We start from the raw sequence: 21427 nt of genomic DNA on the forward strand, positions 1-21427 counted from the left end.
TTTGGTATATTTAAAAGAAGGTAAAACATAACAAGGGAATTGGGTATACAGGACGCCGAACTGGAACTGGTGCTGAAAAAATGTGAGCAGGATTCAGTACCGCACAAAGAAGCGCTTTATAAAGGCTATTATGGCTTTATAAAAGGCGTGGTGAGGCGCTATGTAAATGACTATCAATTTATAGAAGAGCTGGTAAACGATTCTTTTGTAAAAATTTTTAACAACCTGGGCACTTTTAAAGCACCGGGGTATTCGGCAGATATCGAACAATCCTTTAAAGCCTGGGTTGCCCGGATTGCATCCAGAACAGCCATCGACTTTTTGAGGAAAAAGAAAATGCATTTCCTGCAGGAGGAACCTTCGGAAAACCATTTCCCGGAGTCATCCCACCCCTCCTCGGGAGGAGTATATAGCAGTGAAGTAAAGGATATTATGTCACTGCTGAACCAACTGCCGGAAATTCAGAAAACCGTTTTTAATTTATACGAGATTGAAGGATTCAGTCACGAAGAGATTGCCCGGGTATTACAGATCTCGGAAAATGTTTGCCGGGTATATCTCTCAAGGGCAAAAACTAAATTAAAAGCGCTCTATATAAAACATTTTTAATGAAAAGTCATGGAAGACCATCAGGATGATTTTTTAAAACATATTAAAGAGGTACTCGGAAGCCACGAGGAAGCATACCGGCAGGGCGCCTGGGAGCAGTTTTCCCGGCAGCACCTGCAGTCATCTTCTTCAAAAAGGGGCCGGGTCGTTCCCCTCTGGAGGCGTGTTGCTATTGCAGCAGCGCTGCTGGCAGGAATATTCCTGGCGGCCTATTATTTTATGCCCGGAGGCAGCAATCACCCGCCGGATTTTGTAAAAACGGCACCGGCGCCTCTTCAAAACATTTCTCCGGATCCGGGTCAGAACGCATCGGCGCAGCACAATGCCCCCACCCCTTCACCGGAGGAGCATTTACCGGTTTCCCGGAAGAAGCAACCGGCAGCCGTTTCGTTTGCCGGTAATGACAACCGGCAGATAGCACAAAATGACATCCTACCCGTTTCGCCGGCGCCACCTGCCGCCCCGGTAAGAGAGCGGACGGAAAACGGACAAACCCCTTCAAATGCACCAGCTCCACCCAACCAGGTTACACCGGGCAGGGAAATAACAAAGCCGTTTGTTAACCGGCCCCATAACCCCACACCGTTGTTTGCACATGAGTTGCCCGAAGCAGCAGACAACAAACGCTCAAAGAGATGGACGCCCAGTGTATACATCTCCCCCATGTTTGGAGAAAGCGATGTAAATATGGGCTATGGAATTGCCCTCGGCTATGCGGTGAACGATAAAATAAAGGTCAGCGCCGGTATTGCGCACAATAAGATGACCGCGTCACGCGATTTTGATGTTTCCTTTTCTGCTTCGGGTGCCGCATTAAACGGCAGTTCCGGGAGCACTTTTGCCAAATCTACCGCCCGAAGCCTTGTTAGTAAGAGTGCGGCGGCGCCTCAGCAACAATTGGAACGGGTAAATGCCACTCTGAGCGGCTTTGACATACCGGTGGATATCAGCTACAATTTCACCAGCCGGCTTTATGCAACGGCCGGCGTTTCCGGTATGGTGGTGGTTAAAGACAATGCTTTGTATTATTATAAGGATGCCGAAAACCAGCAGATCTCTGTCGAAAACAATCAGGGCATTTTAAAAGAGGATAAAAACATACAGATCATAACATCTACTGTTTCCAGCGCCGCCCCGGAGGCATCTGAAAAAGAAAGAACCCCCTTCCTGGGATTCTATAACCTGTCTTTCGGGTACAAACAAAAAGTCACCAATAAAAATAATGTGGCCATTGAGCCTTTCCTGAAAGTGCCCATGAAGAATGTATCGGATCAAAAACTGAACTATACCGGCATGGGCATTCGGCTGAAGTTCGATTTTTAGGATCTTGTTTGTTTTTAGTTATACCATCTATGCGGGGTTCTTTACCCCGCATTTTATTTAAAGATTCCTATCTTTAGAATCAGCCATGAAATTACTGAGTGCAACACAAATAAGGCAGTGGGATGAATTCACCATTAAAAATGAACCCATTGTTTCATTGGAACTGATGGAGCGGGCGGCAAATGCCTGTACCCGCTGGCTGTTGCAGCATACGCTTGCCGGTACCTATTACATTTTTTGCGGAAAAGGGAACAATGGTGGCGATGGACTGGCCATTGCCCGCCTGCTTTATAACGCAGGCAAGCCCATTAAAGTATTCATACTGGAGTCGGATGCAAAAGGTTCTGATGATTATATCTCCAACTTCAGGATCCTGCACCATTTGTCGGCCATTCCTATCTACCAGGTCCGGTCAGAAAAAGACCTGCCGGTAATTCCCGAGGCTTGTATACTGATTGACGCACTTTTTGGAACAGGTCTGAACCGGGAGCTAACCGGGCTGGCGGCCCTGCTCGTTGGCCACCTGAACAGCTCCGGAGTACCGGTAATATCCATTGATGTGCCCAGCGGCCTGTTCTGCGATCAATCCTCCCCCCGCCATAACATCATCCGGGCACGGCATACACTCACCTTCCAGGTGCTAAAGAAGGCTTTTCTTATGGCAGAGAATGCACCCTGGTTCGGACAGGTTCACCTCATCGACATCAATCTGCATCCTTCTTACCCGGACCTTGTTGATACCCCTTTCAATATTATCAATCAAACAATGGTCCGGCGTATTTACCGGCCACGCACCGCTTTTGCGCATAAGGGTAATTTCGGTCATGCATTGATCATCGCCGGCAGTTACGGAAAAACCGGTGCCGCCGTTTTAAGTACCCGGGCCTGTTTAAGAACCGGCGCCGGGCTGGTAACGGCTCATGTGCCCGGGCGGAGCGTTTCGATACTGCAAACAGCTGCACCAGAAGCCATGGTTCTTCCCGACCCCGAAGCAGCGCATATAACCAGGCTGGATTACAAGCCAGGTTTTTTTTCAGCTATCGGGATCGGGCCCGGGATCGGCACGGGTGTCAAAACAAAATACTTTCTCAGGGAACTGCTGGAACATGAAGCCCTAAAGCTGGTGCTGGACGCAGACGCCCTGAATATCATCGCAGAAAGCCCCGGTCTTTTAAACCTCTTGTCCCCCGGGAGCATCCTTACACCCCACCCAAAGGAATTCTCCCGCCTCTTTGGGGAACAGGAAAATGATTTTAAAAAAATGGAGGTGGCCTTATCCAAAGCAATGGAATTGAATGTTGTAATAGTTTTAAAAGGACATCACACCCTGGTTGCCCTTCCGGACGGGGCCGGTTTTTTCAATATCACGGGCAATGCCGGGATGGCCAAGGGCGGCAGCGGTGATGTATTAACCGGGATGCTGACCGCCCTTCTGGCACAGGGGTATTCCGCAAAAGAAGCCGCCATTATGGGCGTTTTTATGCATGGGCTGGCTGGCGACCTGGCTGCGGCCCCCCGCGGGATGGAAGCTATGACTGCCACGGATATCATCGAAAACATCGGGAATGCATTTCAACAATTGTCATAAAACAGGCTTCTACAGCCCTCCTGCAACCAAAATTAGCCGCATCCTATTTTACCGGAATATGCCTGTCTGGTCCATCTCTTTCATAGCTTTCAAAAAACCTTTACAAATGATTTAAAAGTTTAAATAAAAACCGTTACCGCTTCAATAAATTGCTAATTGCAGCATCAAAAATAACCCTTCACTTGTTGAATGCAACACTTATATTTGCAGCCTTGCTCATGCCTTTATAATATATTAATGTAGAAAAATTTATATGCAACATCTGATCTATTTAGTACCTCTCATGGCCGTTATCGGCCTCATTTACACGTTGATAAAATTCCGATGGGTTGTTAAACAGGACGCAGGAACACCAAGAATGAAAGAGATCAGCAACCATATTGCCGAGGGTGCTATGGCTTTTTTAAAGGCAGAGTGGAAGATCCTTGCCTATTTTGTGGTAATTGTTGCCATTTTACTGGGAGTACTGGCCAATGCCAATCCACACTCCCACTGGATGATTTCGGTTTCTTTTATTATTGGGGCGGTATTAAGTGCCGTGGCCGGTTATATCGGTATGCGGGCTGCAACATTTGCTAATGTGCGCACCGCCAACGCTGCCAGAACCAGCCTGCGCAAAGCGCTGAACGTTTCTTTTGGCGGCGGAGCGGTGATGGGTGTAGGTGTGGCGGGGCTGGCCGTTATGGGCCTGGGCGGCTTATATATTATTTTGAAACACTTTTTTGCACCGGATGCCGACCTGAATTCTTCGGAGATGCTGACAACCATTGAGGTACTGACCGGCTTTTCGCTGGGTGCCGAATCCATTGCATTATTTGCCCGTGTAGGCGGTGGTATTTATACCAAGGCTGCTGATGTGGGCGCCGACCTGGTGGGTAAAGTAGAAAAAGGCATCCCCGAAGATGACCCCCGTAACCCGGCTACTATTGCCGACAACGTTGGAGACAATGTAGGGGATGTTGCAGGTATGGGCGCCGATCTTTTTGGATCCTATGTGGCTACAGTACTGGCCACAATCGTATTGGGACAGCAGATCAATGTGGCAGATGGCGCCGATTTCCTGGGAGGCTATTCTCCCGTGGTACTGCCGATGCTCATTGCCGGAATCGGTATTTTATTTTCGATTATTGGAACCTTTTTTGTGAAAATCAGCGAAAACGCGGGTATCAGTACCCACACCGTTCAAAAAGCGCTGAATATGGGCAACTGGGGATCCATTATTTTAACGGCGTTGGCATCCGCAGGATTGGTATACTGGATCCTGCCGGAGCAAATGGAACTGCGCGGTTTCGTATTTACAAAGGCCGGCGTGCTGGGCGCCATTGTGGTAGGACTGGCCGTAGGTGCTTTAATGACCGTTATTACGGAATATTACACGGCAATGGACAAGCGCCCGGTAAATTCTATTATTAAAAAATCTTCCACCGGCCATGCCACAAACGTAATTGGCGGCCTGGCTGTGGGCATGGAGTCTACCTTTTTGCCCATCCTCGTTTTGGCTGCGGGCATTGTAGCCTCCTACAAATGTGCCGGTTTATATGGTGTGTCTATTGCCGCCGCTGCCATGATGGCAACTACCGCCATGCAGCTCGCGATTGACGCCTTTGGACCCATTGCCGACAATGCCGGCGGCATTGCCGAAATGAGCGAGTTGCCCAAAGAAGTACGGGAGAAAACGGATGTGCTCGATGCTGTTGGCAATACCACCGCAGCCACCGGTAAAGGATTCGCTATCGCTTCTGCAGCATTAACAGCCCTGGCATTATTTGCCGCATTTGTTGGAGTAGCCGGTATTAAAGGTATTGATATTTATAAAGCCAACGTGCTGGCCAGCCTGTTCCTGGGCGCTATGATTCCGTTTATTTTTTCCGCGCTGGCCATCCGCGCAGTAGGCGAAGCCGCTATGGCCATGGTAGAAGAAGTAAGACGACAGTTTAGAACCATCCCGGGTATTATGGAAGGAACGGCAACCCCGGAATACGACAAATGTGTAGCCATCTCCACCGAAGCTTCTCTTAAGAAGATGGTGGTACCGGGCGCCATTGCCATCGTATCGCCCATCATCATCGGCTTTTTACCGGGATTTGGTGCAGAAGCCCTGGGTGGTTTCCTGGCGGGAGCAACCGTATCCGGTGTATTACTGGGTATGTTTCAGAATAACTCCGGCGGCGCCTGGGATAACGCCAAAAAATCATTTGAAAAAGGCGTGGAGATCAACGGCGAAATGTATCATAAAAAATCGGATCCGCATAAGGCATCTGTAACCGGCGATACGGTAGGCGATCCGTTCAAAGACACGTCCGGACCTTCTATGAACATCCTTATCAAGTTGATGTCGATCGTTTCCCTGGTTATTGCACCCACACTGGCCCAGGTAGAGGGCAATGATGTAGCCAAACAGCCCGCACCCGTTAAGCAGGAAGTAACCAAAGGCACTGCCGGTAAGGTGGCTGCACATTTCAGCAGCGTTTTAAAATAAGGGCAATAGCTCAACATATTTCCAGAGGCCGTATCAAAAGCCGCTTTACAGCATGATGTCGTTCTGAAGATGTCATCCCGGGTTTGACCCGGGATCTATTCTTGTTTCAAAATCTATTGACGAGCAATCATCTTTAGATACCGAAACAATCCCGATCGGGACGGCATGACAAAATAGCTACTTTTGATACAGCCTCCTTTTTTTGTAAAATAATACCCTTTTGTTACGTTTTGCTATTCTACGGCGTTATTATCTTATAAAATCAAAGCCAGATGAGAACGATCCTTGCCATTGTATGTATAATATTGCTTGCAGCCTGCTCTAAAAAGAGCACCATCAATCCCGGAACATTAAGAGGCCACTACAGCGGGCAGCAGCAATTTGTTACCCTGACCTACATACTCATCTACCCCTTCGACATGGAAATTTCCTTAAACGGAACATCATGGGAGGCTAAAGTAAAAGATAAACCAGGCACTATATTTTCACTGTCTGGTGATTATACGATTAAAAAAGACAGTGCAAAATTTACGAACCATAACACAGGGCAAAATGCTCCTGCACTTTTAAACACAAATTATAAGGTCACCGTACGGGGAGACAGCCTGTATTTAGAAAATGTGATTAAGGGTAACGGGGAAATCTATGCTCTAAAGCGAAACTGAGTTTAATAATGGCCACTGAAACGCCGAAGCGCTGAATGGATTTCGGCACCGGCCCAGGTTCCGCATCCATCTGAACCCCGAAAATACGATACACCTGCCTTTAAGCCTGGTGAATATCCCGGCCCTGCAGCATCCATTTGCTGCAAACGCCAATAGAAAAATACTTCTGTGTTTCGGCGCCTCTGTGGCCATTCCCTACTTAATATCCGCAAATACAAAATATACAGCGCCGATCATTAATAAAAAGCTCACCAGGTATTTCCAGTGAAAGGCATTGTTGGCAAAAGCTATGGCATAAACAGTAAACACCGCCAATGTAATCACTTCCTGTGTGATTTTCAACTGAAACAGGTTTACCCCTGCTTTCTGTCCCATGCGGTTGGCCGGTACGGCCAGGCAGTATTCGAGAAATGCGATCAGCCAGCTTAGCAAAATCGCCTTCCACAGCGGCCAGTTCTCATTTTTCAGATGATGATACCAGGCCAGTGTCATAAAAACATTGGAGCAGATCAGCAGCAGGATCGTTCTGTAAAACATAAAAATAATTGGTTGCAGCTACGGCTCAGGCCAGTGCTTTTTTAAATGCGGCAACCGCTGCGGGGTCTATTCCTGAATAACGTATACTTTCCCCGTCATTAGCAAATGCGGGTGTATTGAACTTCATTTTTGAAGCAACCATTTCCCGGAGCGAACTGTGAAACTGGGTGCAGCCAGTGCTATCGGCCAGTGCTTTTATATTGTTTGTCCGAACACCGCTTCCGGGCATAATAATGATCCTTCCGGCGGCCTGCTCATTCAACTCCCGGATCAGCGGCGCTCCCTCCGGGGCTGTAAGTTGCTGCCCACTGGTGAGGATCCGCTCGCACCCTGCGCCGATGATCTGCTCCAATGCCTCCCGCGGATCCTTACACCGGTCAAACGCCCGGTGAAAGGTAACGCCCAGCGGGTAAACAGATTCAACAATCCGGGCAGTACGCTCTGTATCAATTTCACCATTCGCTTTCAAAAAACCAACCACCACGCCATCGCAATCCAGGTTTTTACAATTAATGGCATCCGCCAGCATACAATCAAACTCCTCATCCGTATATAAAAAATCGCCCCCTCTTACCCGGATGATGGGGTAAATGGAAACATCAAATTTTTCCCGGCAGGTTTTAATTACCCCATAAGACTGAGTAGTTCCCCCCTCACCCAGGTTGGCGCAAAGTTCAATACGGTCGGCACCTCCCGCAACAGCATTCTTTGTCGATTCAAAATCCGTAGTTGCTATCTCGATGGTAAATTCATTATAGATATGTGGCATGTTTTTTTTAGTGAGATGTTGTTGGTGAGATGTCGTTAGTGAAATGTTGTTGGTGAAATGTTTTTTAGTGAGATGTTGTTGGGGTTGTTTAATATCAGGAAGTAAAATGATAATTGGAGTCAACAAGAGTTTCTTTTGTTTTTGTCTTTATGGCATAGTTAAACCCTTTGTGTATGGCATAGGAGCCCACGATGCCGTTGTGATTTATGGCGATAAAGGCAACCTGTATCTTCTGAGCATCAGCTTTCTTGATCTTTACAATACGCTCAATGATCTTCCGGCAAGCCACTTCGGGTCCATATCCCTGACGCATCATTTCCACCACGCTATGCGAACCGGCCACCCGGATCACGTCTTCGCCCTGCCCGGTGGCCACACAGGCTCCCACCTCGTTATCTACAAACAGCCCGGCGCCAATAATGGGCGAATCGCCCAGCCGGCCCCGCATCTTAAAACCCATGCCGCTGGTGGTACAGCTGCCGCTGAGATTTCCTTTTACGTCCATGGCCAGCATCCCGATTGTATCGTGATTCCATTCGCCATTGTCGAACCTATGCGGTGCAAAAGGGCCGTGGCTTTTATTTTCGCGGTTGATTGCCGGTTCATATTTTGAGTTCTCCAGCCATTTTTTATAGGCATTCTGAGCATCGGCCGATAGTTTCTGTGGTTCCAGGGGGAACCCTTCTTCCACTGCAAACTGCTGAGCACCGCTGCCCACCAGCATTACATGCGGTGTTTTTTCCATCACACGGCGGGCCACTGAAATGGGATGTTTGATCCGCTCCAAAAATCCCACACTGCCACAGTTGAACTGGTGATCCATAATACTGGCATCAAGTGTAACAATCCCTTCCCGGTCCGGATTGGCCCCCAATCCTACACAGCAGTTCTGCGATGCTTCCGTTATTTTAACCCCGTTTTCCACCGCATCCAGTGCGCTTCCTCCCCGAGAAAGAACCTCCCAGGCACCTTTATTAGCAGCCAGTCCTGCATCCCAGGTAGATATTACTACCGGACCATTCTGGGTTACCACCTGCCCACGGCCGTTTTTCAGCAACAATGATGTAGCCCCGGATAACAACCCAAGTTGAAGAAAGCGCTTCCTGTTGATCATAATCTCTATTTTTTTTCGAAATTAATCATTCCCCAGCAGGGAATTCAAAATATCCAATGTAAAATTCTAAACTTATACCTCGTCTTTGCTCAGCATAAGGAAAACCGATCCCTTTTTATCCCCGACATATCAGGGTCTGTATAAAAGGAAGTGCATCTGTTTTTGTTTGCTGAACAGGGTTAAAGATTGTTGAACCTGGTTGCATGTGGTTGAAGCTATTGACAATTGCCTGTAGACAATTCACCATTCCACATTCTCATCCGCAAAGGCGGGACAAATCTCCTATTGATCAAAAGAATCAGAAAGCTGAGCAGGGTTATCGCCCGTTGAAAACAGCGGTTTGGATGCGGAAAACCGTCCCAGCTGCTGCCGGTGTTCCTGCTGTACCTTCCGTTTCATAAAATTAAGCCAGCCAAAAAACTGTCCTTTTAGCCCGTAAGTCCGGGCGATCCATTTGGTAAGGCTAAACCCATCGCTATGCTCAATGATCTTTCCCCCGCCAAAGCGCATAAATGATTTGACTTCAAAAACGATCGTTTTTTTTGAACGGGACGAGTACCAGGTTGCTTTCCACAGGCAGGTAGCATACTCCTGATCAATCTCTTCCGTTTTAATAACAGTTAACCGAAAATCGCGGAGCCCCCTGCAGATCATTTCCCATTTATCCCTTACCTCCTGCCCTTCCAGCATTCCAAAAAGCGGGTCGCTATAAACGATATCATCAGTATACAGCGCGTTCATGGCCTGGTGGTCCCGGTTTCCAAAGGCTGCAAAAAAAGATCCGATAATTTCAATATTCGTCATTCCTGTATAAAAACTCCTGTAGATTCTAATATTTGTGTTAACTGCGTTAACCGCGAAAATAAGACAATCGTTTGCATTGCGCCTTCTTAATTTCTAACTCAAAAAATCCTTACCTTGGCCCACAAAAATCAAAGTCCTGTTATGCGTATTGTTTTATGCTTCTTTGCCTGCCTTTCGCTATTAAATCTCCGGTCACAGGAAATCAGTATTATTCCGCAACCCAAATCCGTTGTTGCTAAAAGCGGATCTTTTATACTCAACCGCACTACTCCGATTGTTGCTGTATCAAAAGACGATCGGAACATTGCGGCGCTGTTTAATACCTACCTCAAATCCTATTACGGATTTTCCCTGCCGGTGGTTTCCAAAGGATCCAAAGGCATCCTGTTAACCACCAAATCTGCTTCCGGGGATGGCTATACGCTCGATGCCACTCCCACATCCATCCGGATCACCGGCAACTCTGCAGCAGGCACTTTTTACGGAACCCAGTCTTTAATCCAACTGCTGCCTGTAGAAAAAAGCAATACGCTCTCCATTCCTGCCGTGTCTATCACCGATGCGCCGGATCTGGCCTACAGGGGGCTCATGCTGGATGTAGGCCGTCATTACTTCCCCGTGGCCTTCGTAAAAAAGTACATCGATTATATTGCCCTGCATAAAATGAACTATTTTCACTGGCATCTTACCGAAGATCAGGGCTGGAGGATCGAAATAAAAAAATATCCAAAACTCACCTCTGTTGGTGCATGGCGTAATGGCACTATTATCGGCAATTTCCCTGGTAAGGGAAACGACAACCAACGCTATGGCGGTTTTTATACCCAGGCTGAGGTAAAGGATATTGTAGCTTATGCCGCCAAGAGATATATTACCGTAATCCCTGAAATAGAAATGCCCGGCCATGGCGGCGGGGCCATTGCAGCCTATCCTTATCTGAGTTGTTTTCCTGATAAACCCACGTTTGATTACTTTCCCAAACAAAGCACCTGGGCCGGTGATAAAACGGGCAAACAGGTACAGCAGGCCTGGGGCGTATACCAGGATGTATTTTGCGCCGGCAAAGAAAGCACTTTCAAATTCCTGGAAGACGTGCTGAACGAAGTATTGCCGCTCTTCCCCTCCAAATATGTACATATTGGCGGTGATGAATGCCCTAAAAAAAACTGGGAAAAATGCCCGCTGTGTCAGAAAAGAATCCAGGAGTTGGGCATCAAAGGGGATAAAGAGCATAGCCCTGAACACTACCTGCAAAGCTATTTCATCCAGCGAATGGAAAAATTCATCAATGCCAAAGGTAAAAATATTATTGGCTGGGATGAGATCCTCGAAGGCGGTTTGGCCCCCAATGCTACCGTAATGAGTTGGCGCGGCGAAAAAGGCGGTATCACGGCCGCCCGCCAGAAACACCAGGTGATCATGACACCCAACAGCTACGTTTATTTCGATTATCAGCAGTCGCCTAAAGAAGACTCTGTTACCATTACCAACAACCGGAACTCCTTACCCATAGAAAAAGTATACAACTGGAAAGTAGTTCCGGATAGCCTCACGGCTGATGAGCGCCCCCTGATTTGGGGCGGACAAGCCAACCTGTGGACGGAATATATCAGCAACCCGCGAAAAGCGGAATATATGTTGTTTCCCAGAATGAGCGCCTTAAGCGAGGCCTTGTGGAAACCCATCCAGGACCGCAATTACGATGATTTTAAAAAACGGCTGGAAACCCAGAAAAAACGGTATGACCTTTGGGGCGCCAATTATTTTGGAAAGTAACCCGCCGTTACTCCACTCTATTTACAAAAAATAAAATAATATAAAATGCCTAAGTCACAAACTGCTAAACAAAGCCTGGATACACTGGAAAAAGTTGAGGTGCAGATCGTACCGGATCTGAAGGCAGGCTCACTGGCCATTGCCAAAACCATTGCCAGCCTGATCCGTCAAAAGCAAAAATCAAAACAAAAATGTGTACTTGGCCTGGCTACAGGATCCAGCCCCAAAACGCTGTACGCGGAGCTGGTGCGGATGCACAAAGAAGAAAAGCTGAGCTTCAAAAATGTGGTCACTTTTAACCTGGATGAATACTATCCCATCAGCAAGGAAGCCATCCAGAGCTACAACCGCTTTATGCGAACGCATTTGTTTGACCACGTTGATATCAATCCCAAAAACATTCACATCCCTAATGGGGAAGTGAAAAAAGAAGATGTAAAAGCGGCCTGTACAGCGTACGAGCAATTGATCGACAAGGCCGGGGGCATCGACCTTCAGATATTGGGGATCGGCAACAACGGCCATATCGGTTTTAACGAACCCGGATCCGGTATCCATACAAAAACCCGCCTGATCAACCTGGACAATTCCACCCGGATCGCCAATTCTTACGAGTTTGCCAACATTTCAGAAGTTCCCCGCATGGCCATTACCATGGGGATCAGTACTATATTAAAATCCAAACAGATCGTACTGATGGCCTGGGGCGCCGGCAAGGCAAAAGCCGTAAAAGCAGCTGTGGAAGAGGACGAAACGGAACACGTACCCGCATCCCTGCTGCAGGGCCATCCCAATGTAAAATTCATTGTAGATGAACCGGCAGCATCAGAACTCACCCGGCTGAAGTCGCCCTGGCTTACGGGTGATGTGGAGTGGACACCCCGGCTGATCAAAAAAGCTGTGGTGCACATGGCCCTGCAACTCAGGAAGCCGGTGCTGTCCCTCACCAATGAAGATTATAACGAATATGGATTAAGCGACCTGCTGGTAGAGAAAGGCAATGCCTACGAAATCAACCTGGAGGTTTATTATATGCTGCGCGATAGCATTACCGGCTGGCCTGGCGGAAAACCCAATGCGGTGATCCCCTCGCACCCGGAGCGCTCCGTACCCTACCCCAAACGGGTGCTGATCTTCTCCCCCCACCCGGATGATGACATTATCAGCATGGGCGGAACCTTTCAGCGTTTGCACGATCAGGGGCACGATGTGCATGTGGGCTACCAGACCTCGGGCAATATTGCTGTAACCGATGAGTTTGTAACCCGCTTCCTGGATTTTGCCGTTGGTTTTAATACCATTGCAAAGATCGATTCTGATAAACCGGCCAAGATCCTTGCCCAAACGCGTAAATATGTGGCTGGTAAAAAACCCAACCAGATCGACACGCCTACGATCCGGGAAATAAAAGGACTGATACGCCGCGGAGAAGCCAGCGCTACCTGCCGTTATGTAGGCATCCCGGATAGCAATATCCATTTTATGAACCTGCCCTTTTATGAAACGGGCACCATTGAAAAGAAACCGTTGGGTGAAAAGGACGTCCTTATTACAATGGAGTTGCTGCGCAAATTAAAGCCGCAGCAGATTTATTGCGCCGGCGATTTTGCCGATCCGCATGGCACGCATCTGGTATGTTTTAATGCCGTAGAAGCTGCTTTACAAAGGCTCCGTGAAGAAGGCGATGAATGGATCAACGACTGCTGGTTGTGGCTGTATAAGGGTGCATGGCAGGAGTGGAATATTGAAGATATAGAAATGGCCATCCCCATGAGCCCGGAGCAGGTACTGAAAAAGCGTTTCGGCATCTTTATTCACCAGTCGCAAAAGGACATGGTCCCCTTCCAGGGATCAGACAACCGCGAGTTCTGGCAGCGTGCTGAAGAGCGGAACGCCAATACTGCCGGTATTTATGCCGACCTGGGCTTAACGCATTATGCGGCCATGGAAGCCTTTGTGCGGTGGCATTATTAAGAGCAAAAAATCAGGATCGCTTCAACAACATCCGGTTTCATATTTCAAAAGCGCCAATCCGGGGGATTGGCGCTTTTTTATGCAGTAGTGATTTTTATACTAAAGAAATGATGAAGAACCGGCCGTTTCCCGAAAGCTTGCAGTTGTAACAAATCCGGGCATCTCGTTAAATTACAGTTCTTACCGGCTCCAGCTAACGGATACCTGCACCGAAGGTGAAACGTTTCTGAAAAAATCATTAAAATACATAAAGGGGCGAAGGGTCATCGCTCCATATTTAATACCGCCGATTCCAAAGTTGAAGGTATTTTTTTCAAAAAAATCGCCCCGGCGTCTTACCAGGTAGGCAATAGAGATAGGCGCATAAAACCCCAGCCGGTTATTACCGGCGCTCCGCCGGTATTCATAAATCAGTCCGGCAAAATCATTGCGAAAGGTCTGCAATTTTCCATTCATGCCTTTATCGAACAGGAATACCGGCTCCCAGTACGCACCAAGCCGTATATATTCATTCCTGGAGGTCCCTTTCAGGTATAAATCAAAACTGGTATTAAATGAAGGAGTCATGTAACTTTTAAAGTTTTGTAGTGATGCAGCTACCGATAAGGATATATTCCTCCTGCGGAAAACAACCGGTTGCAGTTTTCCCTCTACAGCTCCATTCTTAATGATGTACGTCCCTGTAAACCTTGATTGAAAATCAAATGTATGAAAATTCACTCCCCGGGCTACCGGTTTATAGGTGCTACCCTGCCCGCCAATATCTTTATTGACCACTTCAATAAAATCATTAATCGTATTTACTGTCAGGTACGCCCGCAGGTCTTCAATGTGGTTCACGACAAACGAAAAAACGGAAGCGCTTTGCTGTTCCCGGTTCCGCGGGTAAATATTAATGGTATCCTTTCCCTGTTTCATAGTAGCCGGTTTGCCATCCACAACCAGGTACTGTGGAGACCAGACCTTGCCCTGAATAAGGGTAAGACCGTTTTTCCCGCCGGGGTTATAGAAAAAATGTAGTTTATTTGACAATGACTCATTAACACTATCACGTATAACATCATAATTCAGGAAAAATGCTTTCAGAATTTCTCTGAAATCCATACCATTTCCGATAGTTACCGCATTATTTGTATAAGCAATCAGTTGATTGCCGTCACCCAGTTCCAGGCTGATCCCCTTATGCTGCGCCGCATTTTCAAACATATATGATGATACCTCCCAGTAAGTTTTTTGTGCGCGTGCAGCGTTCAAACACAGGATAAGGACCATGCATAATAAAAATCCCTTTTTCATGCTGATTAAAATTTAACAATGGTTGATGATGATGAAAGCTTCTCTGCAGTGTAATCTGTCTGCCGCCCCCTTCCAGCGAGGTATTTCAAAAACCGCTTTTGTTTTTCCAGCCTGGGCTTCTCCAGGTTCACAATGGCCCCAAATGCATCTTCGGTCAAAACAGGCAGTTTGCTTTGTGACTTAGTAGCAGGCGCTGCCGGTTGCACTACAACATTTACCGGCGCGGGATGGAGCACCAGGTGGTCTGTTGTGGGCTCTGGATTTATTGCTGCAATAGCGTCAACTGGTATATCACCCGGTGGTGGTATGACGCTGTGTGATCGTTTTGCAACCGAAGTCATCTTTTGAGACAGCGCTGAAACAGCCTTCTTTTTCTGCATACCCGGGTTCATCACCGCACGAGCGTTCACAACCAGGGAATCGGTCGGTAGGTTTAAACCAAGCATGGTATGGAGCGCCTCTTCCGCGGTTTCCGGAGCATGGGATCGGTATAAAAAAGCTCCAACCGAAAGCGCCATCAAACAGGCTGCCACCGCATATCTCCAGTACCCGATCCGTTTTCTATGGGGATGCAGGCGCTGTTCCAGTTGAGCCCAACCGGCATCCGGATCATAATCCCCTATCCGGAAATCGCTCATCTGATCTCTTATGGATCGATCTTTATCTTTCATGTGTCCGCATCATTTGTTGCAATAAACTCCGGGCCTTACTCAGTTGCGATTTTGATGTACCCTCTGTAATTCCTAATAACTGTGCAATCTCCTTATGACTCAAGTCCTCTACTACAAAGAGGTTAAATACGGTTGCATAGCCCTCCGGCAGTTTTAAAATCAGTTCAAAAATTTCTTTTGCCGAAAGCCGCTCAAGGGCTGTTTCTTCCTGTACCATTACAAAATCCTGATCCTCCATCTCTTCAAAAACAATGCGCCGTTTTCGCAACAACATCAGGCATTCATTCACCATAATCCGCTTCAGATAAGCAGTAAAAGCCGCCTCACCCCGAAATGAAAACGAATCGATCTGCGCAAAGAATTTTTCAAAACCCTGCAACATCCGCTCTTCTGCATCCTCTTTCACTTTTACATAACGGGTGCATACTGCCAGCATCTGGGGTGCAAATGCATAAAATAGTTGCCGCTGGGCATTCCGGTCCCTTAGTCTACAATCCTCTAGTATATCTTCCAAACTCAAAGCGGTGGTACTTATATCATAAAATGCAAATCTAAAACAGCGGGTTGCCTGGCATTGAAAATTTTATAAGAAGGCCTCTCTTCCGGCAAACGGACAACAAATGAACACCCCTTCTATATATTACTGGTTTCAGCTGCCTTCAACAGGTTAACAAAAAATCAGAAAGTTTTGGCTATTGCGGTAGTTTACCAGTGGTTCTTAAGAATATATTTCGCTACATCAGGGATTGCACTTTTGTCATTTTTTACAAAAAGACAGGTTTTTATAATAATAATTTTTACCAAACCGACTTCTTAATTAAAAAGATACAAAAAAACAGCATTGATTATTTTAGATATTTAATTGTCCGGCTTATCTTTAGCACCAGCATTAACGGTTTACTAACTTCTTAAAGCCATTAAACATACATATGAATCGCAGAAAATTTATTAAGAACAGTGCTGCATCCTTTGCGGCATTTACCATTGTGCCTTCCTATGTGCTGGGAGGGCCCCGGCATATTGCCCCCAGCGACCAGCTTACCAAGGCCATCATTGGCGTAGGCTCCATGGGTCAGGGGCATATTGGTTACCCCGGCGCGCGCCTGGTAGCCATTTGCGATGTGGACAAAAAGCACCTGGCGCAGGCCCTGGGCAAATCGCCCAAGGGAACCAAAACCTATCACGATTACCGGGAGCTGTTGCAGGATCCGGCCATCGACATTGTGCACATTGCCACCCCCCCGCACTGGCATGGTATTATGAGTGTGGATGCGGCCAATGCCGGCAAGGATGTGTGGTGTGAGAAACCCATGACCCGCACGATTGGCGAAGGTAAACGGGTACGGGAAGTGATTCAGCAAAATGAGCGCATGTTCCGGCTCAACACCTGGTTCCGGTTTAAAGATAATTTTTATGGGATGAATACTACTGTAAAACCCATCAAAAAGCTGGTGGAAAGCGGTCTGCTGGGCTGGCCCTTAAAGGTAACGGTAAACGCGGCTACAGGCTTTAACTGGAAATTTTTCTGGGTTGGAAAAACCTCCCTGGATGTACAGCCGGTACCCCAGGAGCTGGATTATGATTTTTGGCTGGGTCCCGCACCCTTTAAACCGTATAACCCACACAGGGTGCACCAGACTTTCCGCGGCTACTGGGATTACGATGGCGGCGGGCTGGGCGACATGGGGCAGCACTACCTTGACCCCGTGCAATACTTTTTAGGAAAGGATCATACCAGTCCGGTAAGGGTTGATGTGGACGCCCCTGAACAAGACCCCGATGCTGCAGGCACCTGGAAACGCATAGAACTAACCTATGAAGATGGCTGTAAGATCATCCTTGATGGCGAAAACCGCGATACCAATGCCGCCTATATTGAAGGGCCAAAAGGAAAAGTGTTTAACGGATTTCGTACCACCATCCCCGATCTTGATAAAAAACTGGCGGCCATGCCCGACCCTGAGCCGCAACTGACCGACTTTGCGCAGGCTGTAAAAACCCGCCAGAAATTTGCGTTGAATGAAGACAATGGCTTCCGATCCGCTACCATCGTAAACCTGGCCATTACCGCCGTACGCCTGGGTCGCTCCCTGGAATTTGACCCGGTAAAACTGGAATTCATAAACGATGCCGCTGCCAACGCTCTCATTCACCAGCCCATGCGCGGCCCCTGGTCCATTTGATGATTCTCCAAAAAAACAGACGATGAAAAAATTTACAATATTAACTTTTATACTTCTTTTACTGGCGGGCGTTTCCCCTGCCCAGCAAAAAACAGATGTAAGAACTACGGCAACAAAAGTGGCCGACCTCCTGATGAAATTGCCGCCTCAAAGTTCATCCGCGCTGGATGCCGCCATAAAAGAGCTGATCAGCATTGGCGCCCCCGGTTACCAGAAGATCATTGCGGCCGTACAGCCCCCGGGCAAACGTACCGATGAAGCCGAACGCTATGCCATTAGCGGACTTACAAAATACCTGGGCAAGGGAACAGACCGTGTTGCCAAACGCACCGCGGCATTAGCCCTCCTAAACGGGATCAAAGCCGCCAAAAACGATGAAGTAAAAGACTTCCTGCTTCAGGAGCTGCAATACATTGCGGGTGATGAAGCCGTGCCGGTAGTAAAAAGCTACCTGCTGAGCAAACGCCTCAGTGATCCTGCTGCACGGGTGCTGGTTCGGGTAAATACTACAACCGCAGCCAATGCATTGCTGTATGCACTGTCCTCCGCAAAAGGCAGCCAGCAGATCACGCTGATCAAAGCCCTGGGCGATATCAGGTATGCGCCTGCGGCCAAAAAGCTGCAGCAACTTTACCCCACGCTGCAGGATATAAATGCACAAAAAGCATTGCTGTATTCCCTTGCGGTGATCGGCGATCCACAATCCGCCGGAATCTTTAAAACAGCTGCTCAAAAAGTAAACTATAAACCCGAAGCTTCCAATACCGTTAACTCCTACCTGCGTTACCTCAATAATACCGCAGCCGGACCAGCTGTCGAAAAAACAGCTCGCGAATTATTAGCGATGAACAACCTGCCGGGTCATTTCAGGAACGCGGCCCTGGCCCTGCTTTATAAATCAGCCGGCGAAAACGCCCGTCCTGAATTGCTTTCAGCGCTTTCTTCCAGCAACAAACAATATCAGGCTGCTGCCGTGGCATTATTGGAACAATCCTATAACACCCAAACTTCTGCTCAAATACAGGATGCCGTTAAAAAGACCAGCGACCCTGATCAGCAGGCAGATCTGCTGTACGTATTTGGCGCACATAAAGATCAATCCGCATTACCCTTATTAACAAGCCTGTTGAGCTCCGGAAAGAAACAGGTACAGCTGGCAGCTATTGCAGCCATTGCCGCCGCCGGTGAGGGCAAGGCTATTGCCCCCTTGCTGAACCTGATTGGAGCCGGCGATGCATCTGTTGCCGATGCGGCTAAAAATGCGCTAATGACCATTAAAGGCGATGATGTTGCCCGCCAGGCAGCCGCCCTGATTCCCCAGGCCTCCGGGTCCGCCCGCGCTGCCTTAGTAGATATGGTAGCCCGCCGTGGTGGTGAAAAATATGCTACGGCTGTTTTTGCCGATGCCACCAATACCGATGCTGCCGTGCGCCTGGCGGCCATAAAGGCGCTGCCTTATATAGCCGCCGGCGGCGATGAAACAAAGATTGCCGGACTGCTGAACAAAGCAACCAATACAGAAGAAGCTGATGCGCTGCAACAAGCGCTGTTTGCCGCTATTAAAGGAAAAAAGACAAAGGCTGAACAAGTAGCTGCCGTAAAAGAATTGATGAGCAATGCCGGCAGCAACAAAACCCACTACTACTCCGTACTGGGGGATATTGGCGGTAAAGAGGCCCTGGATGTGGTAAAAAGCGACTTCAATACCGGTGCGCAGGATCAAAAGGCCGCAGCACTGAAAGCGCTGGCTTCCTGGAGCGATTTTACATCTTTGGATGCGCTGTACACCATTGCCAAAGATCCGGCAAATACCGCTTTCAAAAATGAAGCGCTAAATAGTTTTATCGCCGGTATTAACCGGTCCAAAAACCCCGTGGATCAAAAGATACTAATGTTCCGTAAAGCCATGGATCTGGCAACCAGCAATGGACAAAAAACAAATATCCTGAGAGGCATCGGCAGTAACAGTTCCCTGCTGTCACTCATCTTTGCATCCCAATACCTGGATGATGCGGCCCTGCAACAAGCCGCCGTACAGGCTGTATTATCCATCGTAACCGACCATACCGACCTGTACGGGCCGCTGGTAGAAGGCATCGTAAACAAGGCCATCTCACTTAATAAGGATGGAGAAGCCTCGTACCAAAAGGCCGCCTGGGTAAAACAGCTGGCCGGCCTCCCCAAAGAACCCGGTTATGTATCCATGTTTAACGGCAAGGATCTTACAGGATGGAAGGGTTTGGTAGAAAACCCCATTGCCCGGGCAAAAATGTCGCCCGAAAAACTGGCCGAAGCGCAAAAGAAAGCCGATGAACAAATGCGTAAGGACTGGCGGGTGGAGAATGGCAAACTGGTATTTGAAGGCAAAGGGTTCGACAACCTGGTATCCACCAAAATGTATGAAGACTTTGAATTGTTTGTTGACTGGAGAATGGAAGCTAAGGGCGATGGCGGCGTGTATTTAAGAGGATCACCGCAGGTACAGACCTGGGATCCTTCCCGCACCGATGTAGGCGCACAGGTAGGCTCCGGAGGTTTATACAACAATAAAAAGAACAGGAGCACCCCACTGCTTTTTGCCGATAACCCCATTAACGAATGGAACACCTTCCGCATCAAAATGATTGGAGATAAAGTAACCGTGTACCTCAACGGGAAACTGGTAACCAACAATGTGACATTGGAAAATTACTGGGACCGCAATATCCCGATCTTTGATAAAGAAGCCATCGAACTGCAGGCGCACGGCACACGCCTCGAATTCCGTGATGTATATGTTCGTGAAATTCCCCGCCCGAAGCCCTATGTGCTCAGCAGCGAGGAAAAGAAAGAAGGTTTTATACCCTTGTTTAACGGTGTAGATATGAAGGGATGGACCGGTAACACCCAGGGTTATTTTGCCCAGGAGGGCGCTATCGTATGCGATCCTACAGTTGCCGTTCCCGAAGGTGCCAACCGCAACGTATATACTGAAAAGGAATACAGCGATTTCGTGATGCGTTTCGAATTTCAGTTAACACCGGGCGCTAACAACGGCTTAGGCATCCGCGCGCCCTTAACCGGCGACGCTGCTTACGAGGGTATGGAGCTGCAGATCCTCGACAACGAAGCCCCCATCTATAAGGACCTTCAGCCTTACCAGTACCACGGTTCGGTTTATGGTATCATACCTGCTTTAAGAGGCTATTTAAAACCGGTGGGCGAATGGAACTATGAAGAAGTAAGAGCGGTAGGCAACCGGATTACAGTGATCGTAAACGGCAAAACGATTGTAGACGGCGATATTGCCAAGGCCAGCAAGAACAATACCGAAACACCGGATCACAAAAAGCACCCCGGCTTGCTGAATAAAACCGGGCATATCGGATTCCTTGGACATGGCTCCTTTGTTAAATTCCGGAACCTGAGGATAAAGGATCTGGGAGGAAAATAATAGTGAAAAAGCGATAGTGAGAAGGCAATAGTGAAAAGGCAATAGTGAGAAGGCAATAGTGAGAAGGCGATAGTGAGAAGGCGATAGTGAGAAGTTAATGGTAAAAAGTTTATGGTGAGAAGTTATTGCTGAGAAGTTGATAGTGAATGACGGTAATGAAAGAGGTTGTCCTGAAAGGGGCAGCCTCTTTTTAGATTTCATCACTC

General features: G+C 47.9%; 16 protein-coding genes. 9 read left to right on the top strand and 7 right to left on the bottom strand.

What is annotated here, in order from left to right; genetic code table 11:
- The first annotated feature begins 39 nt into the window (after positions 1-39).
- The 5 genes from GGU45_RS09220 (at position 40) to GGU45_RS09240 (ending at position 6664) form a co-directional block, all read left to right on the top strand.
- Complete coding sequence (locus GGU45_RS09220; RefSeq protein ID WP_435224038.1) at positions 40-609, top strand: RNA polymerase sigma factor; 570 nt, start codon at positions 40-42, stop codon at positions 607-609.
- A 9-nt stretch (positions 610-618) separates the two neighbouring features.
- Positions 619-1932 (top strand): hypothetical protein, encoded by a 1314-nt coding sequence (locus GGU45_RS09225; RefSeq protein ID WP_435224039.1) that lies wholly within the window; start codon positions 619-621, stop codon positions 1930-1932.
- Between the two features lie 85 nt (positions 1933-2017).
- Positions 2018-3520, top strand: coding sequence for an NAD(P)H-hydrate dehydratase (locus tag GGU45_RS09230; protein WP_435224041.1), 1503 nt, complete (start codon positions 2018-2020; stop codon positions 3518-3520).
- A gap of 253 nt (positions 3521-3773) precedes the next feature.
- Positions 3774-5999 carry a sodium-translocating pyrophosphatase gene (locus tag GGU45_RS09235; RefSeq protein WP_435224042.1) on the top strand — a complete coding sequence of 742 codons (2226 nt, stop codon included), beginning with the start codon at positions 3774-3776 and terminating at the stop codon, positions 5997-5999.
- 272 nt (positions 6000-6271) lie between these two features.
- A complete protein-coding gene (locus tag GGU45_RS09240; protein ID WP_435224044.1) occupies positions 6272-6664 on the top strand; it encodes a hypothetical protein in 393 nt (130 codons plus the stop codon).
- Positions 6665-6859: 195 nt separating this feature from the next.
- Here the strand turns inward: GGU45_RS09240 and GGU45_RS09245 are convergent, their stop codons facing one another.
- From GGU45_RS09245 to GGU45_RS09260, 4 genes are all read right to left on the bottom strand, one after another.
- Positions 6860-7201, bottom strand: a complete 342-nt coding sequence (locus GGU45_RS09245; RefSeq protein ID WP_435224046.1) for a DMT family protein — start codon at positions 7199-7201, stop codon at positions 6860-6862.
- A gap of 25 nt (positions 7202-7226) precedes the next feature.
- Positions 7227-7970, bottom strand: a complete 744-nt coding sequence (locus tag GGU45_RS09250; RefSeq protein WP_435224048.1) for a copper homeostasis protein CutC — start codon at positions 7968-7970, stop codon at positions 7227-7229.
- A gap of 94 nt (positions 7971-8064) precedes the next feature.
- The gene (locus tag GGU45_RS09255; RefSeq protein WP_435224050.1) at positions 8065-9084 is read right to left on the bottom strand and encodes an isoaspartyl peptidase/L-asparaginase family protein; all 1020 of its coding nucleotides are present in this window, start codon (positions 9082-9084) and stop codon (positions 8065-8067) included.
- A gap of 282 nt (positions 9085-9366) precedes the next feature.
- The gene (locus GGU45_RS09260; protein ID WP_435224051.1) at positions 9367-9888 is read right to left on the bottom strand and encodes a nuclear transport factor 2 family protein; all 522 of its coding nucleotides are present in this window, start codon (positions 9886-9888) and stop codon (positions 9367-9369) included.
- Positions 9889-10029: 141 nt separating this feature from the next.
- Here GGU45_RS09260 and GGU45_RS09265 point away from each other — a divergent pair, with 141 nt between their 5' ends.
- Together GGU45_RS09265 and nagB are read left to right on the top strand one after the other, a co-directional pair.
- Positions 10030-11664, top strand: a complete 1635-nt coding sequence (locus GGU45_RS09265) for a beta-N-acetylhexosaminidase (RefSeq protein ID WP_435224052.1) — start codon at positions 10030-10032, stop codon at positions 11662-11664.
- A gap of 45 nt (positions 11665-11709) precedes the next feature.
- Positions 11710-13638 (top strand): glucosamine-6-phosphate deaminase, encoded by a 1929-nt coding sequence (gene nagB, locus GGU45_RS09270; RefSeq protein WP_435224054.1) that lies wholly within the window; start codon positions 11710-11712, stop codon positions 13636-13638.
- Positions 13639-13818: 180 nt separating this feature from the next.
- Here nagB and GGU45_RS09275 read toward each other — a convergent pair whose 3' ends face one another.
- Genes GGU45_RS09275 through GGU45_RS09285 form a run of 3 tightly spaced genes read right to left on the bottom strand, consistent with a single transcriptional unit; the run spans position 13819 to position 16119 of the window.
- Positions 13819-14934 carry a hypothetical protein gene (locus GGU45_RS09275; RefSeq protein WP_435224056.1) on the bottom strand — a complete coding sequence of 372 codons (1116 nt, stop codon included), beginning with the start codon at positions 14932-14934 and terminating at the stop codon, positions 13819-13821.
- A gap of 5 nt (positions 14935-14939) precedes the next feature.
- A complete protein-coding gene (locus tag GGU45_RS09280; protein ID WP_435224057.1) occupies positions 14940-15605 on the bottom strand; it encodes a hypothetical protein in 666 nt (221 codons plus the stop codon).
- Positions 15595-16119, bottom strand: coding sequence for an RNA polymerase sigma factor (locus GGU45_RS09285; RefSeq protein ID WP_435224059.1), 525 nt, complete (start codon positions 16117-16119; stop codon positions 15595-15597). The genes GGU45_RS09280 and GGU45_RS09285 overlap by 11 nt, the downstream gene beginning before the upstream one ends.
- Before the next feature lie 415 nt (positions 16120-16534).
- On the opposite strand from GGU45_RS09285, the gene GGU45_RS09290 reads away from it, so the two are divergent.
- Positions 16535-17788 carry a Gfo/Idh/MocA family oxidoreductase gene (locus tag GGU45_RS09290; RefSeq protein ID WP_435224061.1) on the top strand — a complete coding sequence of 418 codons (1254 nt, stop codon included), beginning with the start codon at positions 16535-16537 and terminating at the stop codon, positions 17786-17788.
- Between the two features lie 22 nt (positions 17789-17810).
- Positions 17811-21221, top strand: coding sequence for a DUF1080 domain-containing protein (locus tag GGU45_RS09295; protein ID WP_435224063.1), 3411 nt, complete (start codon positions 17811-17813; stop codon positions 21219-21221).
- The last annotated feature ends 206 nt before the right edge of the window (positions 21222-21427 follow it).

This window comes from Niabella hirudinis, from assembly GCF_051201075.1.
Taxonomy (GTDB): domain Bacteria; phylum Bacteroidota; class Bacteroidia; order Chitinophagales; family Chitinophagaceae; genus Niabella; species Niabella hirudinis.

Coding starts and splice junctions, on each gene's coding strand:
- GGU45_RS09225 (WP_435224039.1), top strand. CDS start 619: ATGGAAGACCATCAGGATGATTTTTTAAAACATATTAAAGAGGTACTC.
- GGU45_RS09230 (WP_435224041.1), top strand. CDS start 2,018: ATGAAATTACTGAGTGCAACACAAATAAGGCAGTGGGATGAATTCACC.
- GGU45_RS09235 (WP_435224042.1), top strand. CDS start 3,774: ATGCAACATCTGATCTATTTAGTACCTCTCATGGCCGTTATCGGCCTC.
- GGU45_RS09240 (WP_435224044.1), top strand. CDS start 6,272: ATGAGAACGATCCTTGCCATTGTATGTATAATATTGCTTGCAGCCTGC.
- GGU45_RS09245 (WP_435224046.1), bottom strand. CDS start 7,201: ATGTTTTACAGAACGATCCTGCTGCTGATCTGCTCCAATGTTTTTATG.
- GGU45_RS09250 (WP_435224048.1), bottom strand. CDS start 7,970: ATGCCACATATCTATAATGAATTTACCATCGAGATAGCAACTACGGAT.
- GGU45_RS09255 (WP_435224050.1), bottom strand. CDS start 9,084: ATGATCAACAGGAAGCGCTTTCTTCAACTTGGGTTGTTATCCGGGGCT.
- GGU45_RS09260 (WP_435224051.1), bottom strand. CDS start 9,888: ATGACGAATATTGAAATTATCGGATCTTTTTTTGCAGCCTTTGGAAAC.
- GGU45_RS09265 (WP_435224052.1), top strand. CDS start 10,030: ATGCGTATTGTTTTATGCTTCTTTGCCTGCCTTTCGCTATTAAATCTC.
- nagB (WP_435224054.1), top strand. CDS start 11,710: ATGCCTAAGTCACAAACTGCTAAACAAAGCCTGGATACACTGGAAAAA.
- GGU45_RS09275 (WP_435224056.1), bottom strand. CDS start 14,934: ATGAAAAAGGGATTTTTATTATGCATGGTCCTTATCCTGTGTTTGAAC.
- GGU45_RS09280 (WP_435224057.1), bottom strand. CDS start 15,605: ATGAAAGATAAAGATCGATCCATAAGAGATCAGATGAGCGATTTCCGG.
- GGU45_RS09290 (WP_435224061.1), top strand. CDS start 16,535: ATGAATCGCAGAAAATTTATTAAGAACAGTGCTGCATCCTTTGCGGCA.
- GGU45_RS09295 (WP_435224063.1), top strand. CDS start 17,811: ATGAAAAAATTTACAATATTAACTTTTATACTTCTTTTACTGGCGGGC.